The organism is Staphylococcus sp. FSL W8-1207, assembly GCF_038003745.1.
In the GTDB taxonomy this organism is placed as follows: Bacteria; Bacillota; Bacilli; order Staphylococcales; family Staphylococcaceae; genus Staphylococcus; species Staphylococcus equorum.
In genome coordinates this window covers 862,536-875,677 of sequence record NZ_JBBOPU010000001.1, presented here as the reverse complement: position 1 = coordinate 875,677, position 13,142 = coordinate 862,536, and the positions used below count along the sequence as shown (strand labels likewise).

General features: G+C 34.2%; 13 protein-coding genes and 1 other annotated feature (1 of these 14 only partly in view). All 13 genes read right to left on the bottom strand.

All coding sequences use genetic code 11. The features are described from left to right. Positions 1-411: 411 nt before the first annotated feature. Positions 412-930 (bottom strand): adenine phosphoribosyltransferase, encoded by a 519-nt coding sequence (locus NSR03_RS04420; RefSeq protein ID WP_021339119.1) that lies wholly within the window; start codon positions 928-930, stop codon positions 412-414. 12 nt (positions 931-942) lie between these two features. Beyond that, positions 943-3,222 carry a single-stranded-DNA-specific exonuclease RecJ gene (gene recJ, locus NSR03_RS04415; RefSeq protein WP_069801588.1) on the bottom strand — a complete coding sequence of 760 codons (2,280 nt, stop codon included), beginning with the start codon at positions 3,220-3,222 and terminating at the stop codon, positions 943-945. Between the two features lie 319 nt (positions 3,223-3,541). After that, a complete protein-coding gene (secDF, locus tag NSR03_RS04410; protein WP_031265961.1) occupies positions 3,542-5,818 on the bottom strand; it encodes a protein translocase subunit SecDF in 2,277 nt (758 codons plus the stop codon). Positions 5,819-6,181: 363 nt separating this feature from the next. Further along, positions 6,182-6,442, bottom strand: coding sequence for a preprotein translocase subunit YajC (gene yajC, locus NSR03_RS04405; protein ID WP_002507416.1), 261 nt, complete (start codon positions 6,440-6,442; stop codon positions 6,182-6,184). Between the two features lie 18 nt (positions 6,443-6,460). After that, positions 6,461-7,600 (bottom strand): tRNA guanosine(34) transglycosylase Tgt, encoded by a 1,140-nt coding sequence (tgt, locus tag NSR03_RS04400; RefSeq protein WP_002507415.1) that lies wholly within the window; start codon positions 7,598-7,600, stop codon positions 6,461-6,463. Between the two features lie 20 nt (positions 7,601-7,620). Then, positions 7,621-8,646, bottom strand: a complete 1,026-nt coding sequence (queA, locus tag NSR03_RS04395; RefSeq protein ID WP_069820855.1) for a tRNA preQ1(34) S-adenosylmethionine ribosyltransferase-isomerase QueA — start codon at positions 8,644-8,646, stop codon at positions 7,621-7,623. A 2-nt stretch (positions 8,647-8,648) separates the two neighbouring features. Further along, a complete protein-coding gene (gene ruvB / locus NSR03_RS04390; protein WP_021339116.1) occupies positions 8,649-9,650 on the bottom strand; it encodes a Holliday junction branch migration DNA helicase RuvB in 1,002 nt (333 codons plus the stop codon). A gap of 31 nt (positions 9,651-9,681) precedes the next feature. Next, positions 9,682-10,284: a Holliday junction branch migration protein RuvA gene (gene ruvA / locus NSR03_RS04385; protein ID WP_002507412.1), complete on the bottom strand. Its 603-nt coding sequence runs from the start codon at positions 10,282-10,284 to the stop codon at positions 9,682-9,684. A 12-nt stretch (positions 10,285-10,296) separates the two neighbouring features. After that, complete coding sequence (locus NSR03_RS04380; protein WP_021339115.1) at positions 10,297-10,752, bottom strand: ACT domain-containing protein; 456 nt, start codon at positions 10,750-10,752, stop codon at positions 10,297-10,299. A gap of 11 nt (positions 10,753-10,763) precedes the next feature. Next, positions 10,764-12,059 carry a GTPase ObgE gene (obgE, locus tag NSR03_RS04375; protein ID WP_021339114.1) on the bottom strand — a complete coding sequence of 432 codons (1,296 nt, stop codon included), beginning with the start codon at positions 12,057-12,059 and terminating at the stop codon, positions 10,764-10,766. A gap of 131 nt (positions 12,060-12,190) precedes the next feature. Then, positions 12,191-12,475 (bottom strand): 50S ribosomal protein L27, encoded by a 285-nt coding sequence (rpmA, locus tag NSR03_RS04370; RefSeq protein ID WP_002507409.1) that lies wholly within the window; start codon positions 12,473-12,475, stop codon positions 12,191-12,193. Positions 12,476-12,486: 11 nt separating this feature from the next. Further along, the gene (locus tag NSR03_RS04365; RefSeq protein WP_002507408.1) at positions 12,487-12,807 is read right to left on the bottom strand and encodes a ribosomal-processing cysteine protease Prp; all 321 of its coding nucleotides are present in this window, start codon (positions 12,805-12,807) and stop codon (positions 12,487-12,489) included. A 2-nt stretch (positions 12,808-12,809) separates the two neighbouring features. After that, complete coding sequence (gene rplU / locus NSR03_RS04360; protein ID WP_002507407.1) at positions 12,810-13,118, bottom strand: 50S ribosomal protein L21; 309 nt, start codon at positions 13,116-13,118, stop codon at positions 12,810-12,812. Positions 13,119-13,131: 13 nt separating this feature from the next. Continuing rightward, positions 13,132-13,142: a sequence feature (ribosomal protein L21 leader region), on the bottom strand (it continues 63 nt past the right edge of the window).

Here is a 13,142-nt window from a genome sequence, read left to right as displayed (position 1 = left end):
ACACCCCTATACTAAATATTAATCGTTATTAGATACCCAGTATTATATTTCGTTAGCTTTATCTAATTTTATTTAACTACGATTGTAACGTATTTTCATTTTATTAGGTCAAATTTTGTATAATAGTTATATGATACTACATGTTATTAAATAAATAAATGAGTTCATGTGCGTATTGGGAAAATAAAGTTTATTTTTAAATATTATATAGTGTGTTCAAGTGTATGTCATTAATATGAAAGACTCAAATGTTTTAAAATTTCAAAAAAAATGAAATAGCTTAAGACAAAAGGCCTTAAGTAACTCACCGACGATTCGCTCTAATGTAATAAATTATATATATTTTAAATAAAAAAGAAGCTAGAACATAAATACATGTCTGAGCTTCTTTCGTTATCTTACTATTATATTTTATTCGTCGTATGAGATTAAACTCATTACGTCGTAATCTTCTATTTTTTCAATACCGTTAAGATATTTAAGTTCAATGATAAATGCAATACCTACAACGATGCCACCTAATTGTTCAACAAGTTTAATTGCCGCTTCAATCGTTCCACCCGTAGCTAATAAGTCATCGGTAATTAACACACGTTGACCTGGTTTAAGCGCATCTTTATGCATTGTTAACACATTTGTCCCATATTCTAAATCGTATTCGTAGCGAATTACTTCTCTTGGTAATTTGCCTTCTTTTCTAACTGGCGCAAAACCAATACCCATTGAATAAGCTACTGGGCAACCTATGATAAAGCCACGCGCTTCTGGTCCAACTATCACATCTACATCACGGTCTTTAGCATAATGGACAATTTGATCTGTAGCATAACCAAATGCTTCACCGTTATCCATAATTGTTGTAATATCTTTAAAGTTAACTCCAGGCTTTGGCCAATCTTCTACTTCCGACACATACTGTTTTAAATCCATTCAAACTTCCTCCTATTTATCTACCAGTTCAGACTTAATCCATTGCTTTAATTTAGTAAAATCTTCATAAAGCAACATTTTTTCAACTTCAATTCTTTCCAAACGACCTTGATAATACTTACTCGATTCAATTGCTTTCTTAGTGGAGTCGCTATTTATCTTAATTATACCATTTTCATCTTTGATAAACTCTAAATCAAGGAAAACTTTCAAGATGAATTTAAGCATACTAGACTGTATATTTAAGTATTGGCAAAGTTGCATACCATCTTTAGCTAAATTAGTTTCTTTTTTCGTAGCTAACGCTTTAAAGCATTGTTTGAATGTTTCCATTTTGGGCATGCCTTCGAAATAAATCGAGCGTTCATGATTTAAAACAAGGTAAATTTGGGAAACCTCCACAGTTTTCAAAGTATCTCTGATTTCTTGTATCGAAGCAGGCAAATCACGGAACACATATTTATCATAATTTTGTTGAATTTCATCACCATAAAAGTAATAATTCTCGCCTAGTTTTTCACTTTTTTTATGAATAAGATAAGCTACATCCGTTGAATTTTGCTCAAAGCCACTCACTTTACTTTTACTTCGATAATCAAGAATTTGTAAGTTATTACTTGATAAGTCTTGTATCATGAATTGAGGAGATTGAAAACCATTCCATTCATTAATCTGCAACGTACCGATACAATTAATCGGTTGTTGTTCTCCTAATTCTTTAACAAGGTGCCCGTTTTGCCAAAAGATAGCCTGTAATTGACTTTCACCCATTACGAGTTTCAGATGTTTCTGTTCTTGGCCAATTCCTTTTGCTTGATTGACATTAACATCTTGTAATTCAAAGCATGGACTTGAAAAATCTGTACCAAAAGGACGTAGTCTTTGAATATCTTGAATATTTTTTATTGTTATATCAGCTTCTGAAATTTTAACATCTACTTTTTTACGTGGTTCAAGTGATGTTGTTTCAGCAAGTTGAGTCATCCAATCATTTAGTCCTTGTCTCAGTGTTTCAATGTGTTCTATAGGCATCGTTACACCTGCAGCCATATGATGACCACCAAATTTCGAAATTAAATCACCATGTGCATTCAAAACTTCGAACATTGAGACTTGAGCTATGCTACGAGCTGAGCCTTTTGCATGGCCTTGCGCCTCATCGACATTTAATATAAGCGTTGGTAAACTATACGTTTCTACAACTTTAGAAGCCACTATGCCTAAAACACCTTCATGCCAATTAGGTTCAGCTAATAATAAAAATTTAGCGCCTTGTTGTACTTGTGCTTCAGCAACTTGTAATGCTTCTTCAGAAATTTGTGCAACGATATCTTTACGCTCTTGATTAAAGAATTCAACTTGTTCAGCTAAAAAATCAGCTTCTTCATCTGTTTCAGCCATTAATAATTCTGCAGCAAGCGCAGCATCTTCAAGTCTACCTACTGCGTTTAAGCGAGGGCCGATGATAAAACCGATTGTTTCTTCATTAATTTCATCACTGTAACCAGCTTGTTTTAAAATCGCCCTTATAGATGGTGGACAATGATCATTAAGAACTTCTAATCCTTGTTGAACTAAAGTTCGATTTTCATCCGTTAAAGATACTAAATCAGCAATTGTTCCTATAGCAACTAAGCCAAGGAAATATGCAGGTGGCTCATCCAATAAATTCTGTGCTAATTTATAAGCTACGCCTGCACCACATAAATACTTGAATGGATAATCAAATTCCGGATGCATCGGATGTACAATTGCATAAGCATTAGGCATTGTTCTACCAATTTCGTGATGGTCTGTCACAATTACATCGACACCTAAATCTTGCACCATTTGTATTTCTTCATGGCCTTGTATGCCATTATCTACAGTAATAATGAGTGAAATCTCTTCTTCATAAGCATTTTTGAACGCCATTTCATTTGGACCATAACCTTCAGAGAAACGATTCGGTATATACCAACCTACATGTGCGCCCAACTCTTTTAACGTGTTTACGAGTATAGTTGTAGACGTTACACCATCTGCATCATAATCACCATACACTAAAATCTTTTGATTTTGATCTATCGCCAAATTAATACGTTCGACAGCTTTAGTCATATCGCTCATTAATAATGGATCATGTGTGACTTGAGTGCCTTTTAACAAAGCCTCAATTGATGGTTTATCAGTTAATCCTTTACTTTCTAAGATTTTCTTTACAATAGGAGTTAGCTTTAATTCTGATGAAACTTCCTCTGTAATCTCAGTTTCTGGTGCGTTAACATCCCAAGTATACTTGGATTTAATCATACTATTCTCCCTCATTTCCACAAGCAATTATACAAAAGATATTCGAAAATAAAAAGTACTTACATTTAAATAAGACTTTCTATTATATTTATACAGCGAATACCATGTTTTTTAAAAAATTCACAAATACATCTTAACATGAAAAGCACTATACTTTAGCTTAATAAACATCATTCGTCTTTAAAATTACTATATTCGTTAATACCTTTTTAAACACATAAAAAAACAGCCCGAATTTTTAATTCGAGCTGTTTCACTTTCTTTAACATATTTTAGCTATAGTTTTCACTAGATTCAAAGTACTTACATCCTGTGCAACTTATACTAAGATTTTTTCATCATTTGATTTTTTCTCTTTATAAACGACAATCTTATGATCATCTGATTTTTTAAGTTGACGTTTCTTCATAATGCCCCATAACGGTACTGCGATAAACACAGATGAGAACACACCTGAAATCAGACCGATAAGTAAGGCTAATGAGAAGTTAAAGATACTTGGTGCACCAAATGCCAGTAACGAAATAACTACGATAACTACTGTTAAAACAGTATTGATAGAACGTGTCATTGTCTGACGAATCGATCTATTAACAATATCGTCTATTTGAGATTTCTTCGTAATTACTTTTACTTTGTGTAAGTTTTCCCGGACCCTATCAAATGTAACAATCGTATCATTGATAGAGTAACCAATAATCGTTAATACTGCAGCGATAAAGGTAATATCCACCTCTAATCTGAATAAACTAAATACAGCAACAATCATAAATGCATCATGTAGTAATGCAATTACGGATGATAGCCCCATACGCCACTCAAATCTAAATGTAGTATAGATAATAATACCAATAGCAGCATATACAAGTGCAAACATAGCATTTTTAGCAAGTTCCCGACCAATTACAGGTGAAACCGTATTGACCGTTGGATCATTACCAAATTCATTATCTATAGTACTCTTAATTTTAGCAACTTCATCTTTAGACAAATCATTTTTAAATTGCACGGTTGCATTTTGTCCATTTTCACCTAATGAAACCTGAGATGGTTTGAAATCTTTATCTTCAAGTGTTTGAGTTACTTTTTCCTCTGACACTTTATTTTCAGATTCAAAATCAACTCTCGTACCACTTGTGAAGTCAATACCTAAATTTAATTTGAAAATGAAGAGAATGATGGCACCAACAATGATAATAATGGCGCTTAATGATAACAATGGTTTCGCTAATTTCATAAAGTCCCAGCGCTCATATGGTGTTCTCAAATCATGAATATCTTTTTCTTCATTGATATTATGAATATCTTTCTTGTTTACACCAAATAACCAATATGATTTTTTGAAGTAATTAGATGACACAAGTAGTGATAATAGCCATCTTGATAGGAACACTGCTGTTACGAAGATCATTAAGATACCAATAAGTAACATAGTTGCGAAACCTTTAACTGAACTTTCACCAAAGAAGAACAACACTGCGGCTGCGATAACAGTTGTTAACTGTGCATCGAAAATGGTTAAGAAAGAACTCTTATTCGCCTTTTTATAAGCTTGTTTGAGCGTCCGTCCAATTTTGAGCTCATCTTTAATCCGCTCATACATTATAATGTTCGCATCGACAGCCATACCGACACCTAACACTAAAGCTGCTAAACCTGGTAATGTAAGTACACCAGATATAAAGTTAAATGCTACCATTGTTAGGTATATATACGCCGTTAGTGCAATAATTGCTACTAAACCTGGTAAACGGTAGAAACCTAACATGAATAGATAAATTACTGCGATACCAATTATAGCAGCAAATACTGTTTTATCTAATGCATCTTGACCAAATTGGGCGCCAACTGAATTAGAATAAATCTCATTTAAATCTACTGGTAAGGAACCTGCATTTAATAAATCAGCAATTTGTTTAGCCTCTTTAATGCCTTCTTCACCGTTAAATCCACCTGAAATTTCAACACTATCAGAGTTAATTGGTTTATCTACTGAAGCAGCTGAAACGAATTTCGGATCTTTTTTAGTCACTTCTTTATGGTAAGAATCGCCTTTTTCGTAATCTAACCAAACAACCATGACGTTTTCATCTTTTTTCGAAATTTCTTCAGTTACTTTTTTAAATTTATCACTATCTTTTAATTGGAAAGTAACTGCTGGTTGATTCGTATTCTCTTTGAATTCTTGTTTTGCTGAACCTTGTTGAATATCTTTACCAGTCAATTTGATATTATCATCTGCATCACGAATCGTTAAATTTGCTTGTGATGATAAAACATCCCGCGCTTCAGACTGGTTTTTAACACCAGCAAGTTGAACACGAATCCTATTTTTATCTTCGACTTGAATTTTCGGCTCGGAAACACCTAAGACGTTGACACGATTTTCAAGCGTTTTCGCTGTTGATTTAACCGCTTTATCGTCAATTTTATCATCTTTTTGTAAAGGATCTACTTGATATAAGACCTCAAATCCACCTTGTAAGTCTAAACCAAGACTAACGTCTTTAACTACACTCTTATAAGTAAATGCCATAGCTCCCAACAACAGAGCTACCAACACTATGAATGCAACTATTCTACTACTCTTCTTCACTTAAACACCTCATTGTAAGCTTATGTTATAAGAATACTTGATTAAATCATTTTAATACAATTTTATACAATCTATACGTTTTTCTAAACGACCTTATTATCTTAACATATTACAACGTGTGTAAAAACTAACTCAACTATTTTGTATTCATAACTTAATTGTAAGCGTTATTAACTTTTTAAATTGTTACAAGAATATTACTCGTTTATACGTTAAGCTATGATGATTATATACTAGGTCATTTTAAATTATAACACTATATCAGCATATTGTTTAAGAAAGTATATATGATTTCCATTAATGTTTCAGTAGAATATGTCAATAAAAAAAGAACTGATATTTTCATATCAGTTCTTTACTTTATTATGAAGGATCAACTTGTTTTATAGCAGGTTTTTCTAAAGTGATTTCAGTACCGTTGCCATTTAAAGTTAATACTACTGTAGTTTCATCTACTGCACGAACAGTACCTTTGATACCACCGATTGTAGTTACATGTTGGCCAGAACTTACTTGGCTAATCATTTCACGATGCTCTTTCGCTCTTTTTTGTTGTGGTCTGATTAAGAAAAACCACATTAATGCTAATAATAAAATTGGTAATATTAATGAAGTAAATTGCATTATTTTATTTCTCCCTTGTTAAAAGTTTTTTGGGTTGTCTACATTAAGTCCATACTGTTCAAAGAATTCTTCTTTAAAATCAAGAAGACGATCTTCACGAATAGCTTGTCGTACATTTTCCATTAATTTTAGCAAGAAATGTAAATTATGATAAGTAGTAAGACGGATACCAAAAGTTTCTTCTGCTTTAATTAAATGTCTTATGTAAGCTCTACTATAATTTTTACAAGTATAGCAGTCACAATTTTCATCAAGTGGTCCTAAATCTTCTGCATATTTAGCATTTTTAATAGTCACTCGTCCATGTGAAGTCATACAAGTACCGTTACGTGCGATACGTGTTGGTAGTACACAGTCAAACATGTCTATACCTCGAATACTACATTCAATCAATGCATCTGGTGAACCCACACCCATTAAATAACGTGGTTTATCCTTCGGCATAAATTGTTCAGTATGCGTCACCATATCGTACATTACTGGTTTAGGCTCTCCTACAGACAGGCCACCAATTGCATATCCTGGAAAATCTAAAGCAACTAATTCTTCAGCGCTTTGTTTTCTAAGATCTTTATATTCTCCGCCTTGTATAATACCAAACAAAGCTTGATCTTCAGGTCTCTTATGTGCTTTCAAACATCTCTCAGCCCATCTAGTGGTTCTTTCAATAGAATCTTTCACATATTTATATTCGGCAGGCATTGGAGGACATTCGTCAAATGCCATCATAATATCTGAACCTAAATCATTTTGAATCTCTGTAGCTTTCTCAGGACTCAAAAATAGTTTCGATCCATTTTTGTGATGACGGAACTCTACGCCTTTTTCAGTAATGTTTCTCAAATTACTTAAGCTAAATACTTGGAAACCGCCAGAATCAGTCAGTATAGGACCATTCCAGTTCATGAACTGATGTAATCCCCCACTCTTTTTGATAATATCATTTCCTGGCTGTAACCACAAATGATAAGTATTCCCTAAAATGATTTTCGCTTCCATCTGATGTAATTCTTCTGGACTCATTGTTTTAACAGTTGCTTTTGTTCCTACTGGCATAAACATCGGTGTTTCAAATGATCCATGAGGTGTGTGTACAATACCTAAACGCGCACCTGATTGCTTACAAGTTTTAATATGCTCATACGTTACTGCTGGCATATAAAATCTCCTTTCATTCCCTAAATAATTAACATTGCATCTCCGAAACTAAAGAATCTGTATTCTGATTTTACCGCTTGTTGATATGCATTTAAAATATAATCTCTACTACTGAAAGCAGATACTAGCATTACAAGCGTTGATTTTGGTAAATGAAAGTTTGTAATTAAACCATCAATTGCCTTAAATGTATAGCCTGGGAAGATAAAGATATCTGTCCAGCCGCTTTGAGCTTTAAATGCCTCATTTGTTTGCATAATCGTTTCTAATGTCCTAGTTGAAGTTGTACCTACAGAAATTACACGATGTCCTTTAGACTTGGTTTCATTTAACAACTTTGCTGTTTCTTGGTCCATTTGATAATATTCACTGTGCATTTCATGATCGTCAATATTATCTACACTTACAGGTCTAAATGTACCTAAACCAACATGTAGTGTAATGAATGCGATGTTAATACCTTTTGCTTTTATACGATTTAATAATTCGTCAGTAAAATGTAACCCTGCTGTTGGTGCTGCTGCAGAACCAGATGCTTTGGCATAAACAGTTTGATAACGATCTTGATCATCTAAGCGTTCTTTAATATAAGGAGGTAACGGCATTTCACCAAGCTCATCTAAGCGCTCTTGTAATATGCCTTCGTAATGTAGTCTCATTATACGACCACCTTGATTTAACTCCTCAATACACTCAGCAACTATTTTGCCATCACCGAACGATAATTTGTTACCAACTTTGATTCTTTTTGCAGGTTTTAATAATACTTCCCAATCATTACCAGAGATTTGTGTCAGCATTAGCATCTCTACTTTTGCACCGGTTTCTTCTTTCAAACCAAACAAACGAGCTGGCATTACTCTTGTATCGTTTAATACAAGTGTGTCACCTTTATCTAAGAAATCAATGACATCTTTAAAATGTTTATGTTCAATATCACCAGTTTGTCTGCCAAGAACTAATAATTTACTCTCATCTCTGTTTTTCAGAGGTGTTTGTGCTATCAATGCTTCAGGCAAATGATAATCAAATGCTTCAATATCCAAACTTATTCCCTCTTTCCATTCTTGCTAAAATGTTCAAATGCATAAGGTGTCGCTTTCCGTCCTCTTGGCGTACGCTCAATGAATCCTTTTTGAATTAAAAAGGGTTCATATACATCTTCAATTGTAATGCGTTCCTCACCAATAGAAACAGCTATCGTATCCAAACCAACAGGTCCGCCTTTATACTGCTGCAATATACAATTCATCATTTTATGATCAATGTAATCTAGCCCTTCATCATCTACTTGTAATAACTGCAGAGATTGCTTTGTAGTATCTATGCTAATTGATTCATCTTCCTTCACTTGTTGAAAATCACGTACACGTTTTAACAAACGATTGGCAACCCTTGGCGTACCTCGACTACGTTTAGCTAATTCCGTTGCACTTTCTTTATCGATAGACGTTCCCAATACTTCAGCAGTACGCACAATGATTTCTTCTAATTCAGGTTCTTCGTAATACTCTAATCTGAGATGAACACCGAATCTATCACGTAAAGGAGCTGTTAAACTACCCGCTCTTGTAGTAGCACCTATTAAAGTAAATGGAGGCAAGTCTATACGAATACTTCTCGCTTCTTCTCCTTTACCAATAACGATGTCCAAAAAGAAATCTTCCATTGCGGGATATAATACTTCTTCAACAACACTACTTAACCTGTGAATTTCATCAATAAATAAAACGTCTCCTGGTTGTAAACTAGAAAGAATCGCCGCTAAATCACCTGGCCGTTCTACAGATGGCCCAGAAATCGTTCTAATATTTACTTCCATTTCATTCGCAATGATGTTAGACAAAGTCGTTTTACCTAATCCAGGGGGGCCAAATAATAGGACATGATCTAACGGCTCTTGTCTCATTTTAGCTGCTTTAATAAACACTTCTAAATTCGATTTAATCGCTGATTGTCCAATATATTGACGTAACCTTGTTGGTCGTAAAGAAAGTTCAAATGAAGATTCCTCTTCATGTACTGATTGGTCTACCATTCTATCATCCATTACATTCCCCCCTTTTTAAATATAGTAATATTTATGATATAAGTAATTGTAATCCTCTTTTAACTGCATCATCGACAGATTCAAATGATTCTTTAGTTAATGTTTTTTCGACTTTAGTCAATTCACGTTTAGAATAACCTAATGCTTCTAATGCTAGCATTGCTTCTTTAACAATTGCAGTTGCGCCATTACTATCAATCCCCATGTTTAATAGCTGACTGCTATCTACTTCATTAATCTGAACCTTACCTTTAAGATCCAAGACAATTTGGCGTGCAGTTTTTTTACCTATTCCAGGGAATTGTGTTAAATAAGCATCATTTTCATTCTCGATGGCAATTTTGACGTCATTCGGAGAACTACTTGCTAAAATAGCTAGTGCAGATTTCGGACCTATGCCAGTTACTTTTATCAAGCTTAAAAACATATCTTTTTCTTCTTGATTTATAAAGCCATAGAGCAACTGTGCATCTTCTCTTACGATAAGTGAAGTGTGAATCACAACTTCTTGATCCATTTGTTTTTGAAAACGATAAGAATTAGGTGTTTGAATCTCATATCCTACACCTGATGCTTCAACCACCACGTGTGTAGGATTCAATACTGTTAATGTGCCTTTAATATATGCGTACAAGTTTACACTTCCTTATATAGTCATACTAATTAATTCAACTTTAGAAATATGATCAATAATTTTTAAAGCTTCCATTACATCATCAATTTCCAAATCCGTACCCTTCGCATCTAATGAAAGTGTGATTGTTGCTCTTCCATCCATTGGAATACTTTGGTGAATGGTTAATACAGATAACTGTAAACTAGATAATGTATTTAATACTTGTGCCAACATGCCTACGATATCATTGACATACAATATTAATGTAAACTCTCTCGTTGATTCCATTTTTTCATCAATCGGAAATATAGTATCTCGATATTTATAAAATGCACTTCTAGATAAATCAAACTGTTTGACTGCTTCAAATATGGACAATGACGGATTATTTTTTAATACATCTTTAATTTTTAAAGTTTTTACAACTGATTCTGGTAAAACATCTTCTCTAATTAAATAAAACTTTTTATAGTCTTTTTTGTCCAAATTAAGCACTCCTATTCAACAAATTCAAATTCTCCGCCAAGTATCCTTACAATATCACCATTTTCACAACCGCGTGCTCTCAACGCCTCATCAATGCCCATAGAGCGCATTTGACGTGCGAATCTACGTACTGCCGGGTCACTATTGAAGTCAGTCATCTTGAACATTCTTTCAATTGCTTTACCACTTACAACGTATGCAGCATCATCATCTCTAGTAATTGTGAAGTTATCTTGACTTGGCGTATGTTTATACAACACTCTGTTAACACCCAAATCTTCCTCTTCTTCTTTACTAAAGTCAATGTCTTTCACTTCTTCTAATTTATCTGCAATTGCATATAAGAGTTCGTCTATATGATCATGCATTACTGTAGATAAAGGAATAATATGAATACTATCATCATTCAATTCTTCTTTAAAAATTTCTAAGTTATCTTCAGCATTTGGCATATCCATCTTATTTGCTACAACGATTTGAGGTCTCTCTTCTAGACGATGTTCATAAGCACTTAATTCTTCATTAATTACTTTATAATCTTCAAATGGATCGCGACCTTCAGAGCCACTCATATCAATCATATGAACAATAACTTTTGTTCTCTCAACGTGTTTTAAAAATTGATGACCTAATCCTACACCTTCAGACGCACCTTCAATAAGACCAGGTAAATCTGCCATTACAAAACTTCTTTGATCTTTTGTGGAAACAACACCTAAGTTAGGTTTAATTGTAGTGAAATGATATGCACCAATTTTCGGTTTGGCTTTAGATACTATTGAGAGTAAGGTAGATTTACCCACGCTCGGAAAACCTACTAATCCTACATCGGCTAGCAATTTTAATTCTAGCGTAACCTCTATTTCTTCACCTGGTTCTCCATTTTCACTAAAATCAGGTGCAGGGTTTCTTGGAGAAGCGAAACGAGAGTTACCTCGGCCTCCACGACCACCCTTAGCTACAGTTGCACGTTGACCATCTTCAACTAAATCTGCAACAACTTCCTCTGTTTCAACATTTTTCACAATTGTGCCTGGCGGTACTTTTAGAACTAAGTGATCTGCATTTTTACCATGCATATTACTTGTTTGACCAGCGCCACCTCTATTAGCCTTGAAATGTGTTTGATATCTAAAGTCTAATAAAGTTCTTAACCCTTCATCAACTTCAAATATAATTGACGCACCATTACCACCGTCGCCACCAGCTGGGCCACCAAATGGAATATATTTCTCTCTACGATAGGCTGTTATACCATTACCGCCATCACCTGCTTTGAGTGATATTTTAACTTGATCGACAAACATGATTTCACCTCTTTTTCTAAAAACTTAATTTCCATATCTTTTATATTATATCATTATCTTGCCTACTAGAAAATAAAGACAAAAAAATTAACACCAGAAGTCATAACTTCTGGTGTTAATGGTGACAAAAACTACTCAGCTGCTGCGTAAACAGAAACTTGTTTTTTGTCGCGACCTTTACGTTCAAATTTAACAACGCCGTCGATTTTAGCGAATAATGTATCGTCGCCACCACGACCAACATTTTCACCAGGATAGATTTTAGTACCACGTTGGCGGAATAAAATTGATCCACCTGTAACGTATTGACCATCAGCACGTTTAGCACCTAAACGTTTTGACTCAGAGTCACGTCCGTTTCTTGTAGAACTTACCCCTTTTTTAGATGCGAAGAATTGTAAGTTTAATTTTAACATTGGGTTGCACCTCACTTATAATTTAGTCTGATATTTTCTTTATATTCTTCTTCAATTGTTTGCAATGATACTAACATTGCCTGAAGAATTAATTGCGCTTTTTCATTTGTAGCATCGACACTTCTTACGTGGAAATGTCCACCGTCATCATTGTAATCAATGTCTGGCTTTTCGCTTGTTAATCCCATGATAGCATTAACGCTTCCGAAAATAACTGCGGATGCACCAGCACAAACTATATCATGCCCGTATTCGCCATGTTCTGCATGACCATCCATAATAACATCAGTTACTTGACCAGCTTCGTTCAATGTAACATCAACAGTAATCATGATTAAGCGTTGATTTTGTCGATAGTTAATTTAGTGTAAGGTTGACGATGACCTTTTTTACGTTTTGAGTCTTTACGACGTCTGTAAGTGAATACAGTGATTTTTTTACCGCGTCCTTCTTTATTAGCAGTAGCAGTAACAGTAGCACCCTCAACTGTTGGCGCACCAACTTTAACTGAGTCTCCACCTACAAATAATACTTTGTCAAAAGTGAATGTATCACCTTCGTTTAAATTTAATTTTTCAACGAAGATTTCTTGTCCTTCTTCAACTTTTAATTGTTTTCCACCTGTTTCGATAATAGCAAACATACTTTGCACCTCCTATAATTTTAA

Excerpts from the sequence above, each read along its gene's own strand:
- rpmA (WP_002507409.1), bottom strand. The coding sequence starts at position 12,475 with ATGTTAAAATTAAACTTACAATTCTTCGCATCTAAAAAAGGGGTAAGT.
- tgt (WP_002507415.1), bottom strand. The coding sequence starts at position 7,600 with ATGCCAGCAGTAACGTATGAGCATATTAAAACTTGTAAGCAATCAGGT.
- yajC (WP_002507416.1), bottom strand. The coding sequence starts at position 6,442 with ATGCAATTTACTTCATTAATATTACCAATTTTATTATTAGCATTAATG.
- ruvB (WP_021339116.1), bottom strand. The coding sequence starts at position 9,650 with ATGGATGATAGAATGGTAGACCAATCAGTACATGAAGAGGAATCTTCA.
- NSR03_RS04365 (WP_002507408.1), bottom strand. The coding sequence starts at position 12,807 with ATGATTACTGTTGATGTTACATTGAACGAAGCTGGTCAAGTAACTGAT.
- recJ (WP_069801588.1), bottom strand. The coding sequence starts at position 3,222 with ATGATTAAATCCAAGTATACTTGGGATGTTAACGCACCAGAAACTGAG.
- NSR03_RS04420 (WP_021339119.1), bottom strand. The coding sequence starts at position 930 with ATGGATTTAAAACAGTATGTGTCGGAAGTAGAAGATTGGCCAAAGCCT.
- rplU (WP_002507407.1), bottom strand. The coding sequence starts at position 13,118 with ATGTTTGCTATTATCGAAACAGGTGGAAAACAATTAAAAGTTGAAGAA.
- obgE (WP_021339114.1), bottom strand. The coding sequence starts at position 12,059 with ATGTTTGTCGATCAAGTTAAAATATCACTCAAAGCAGGTGATGGCGGT.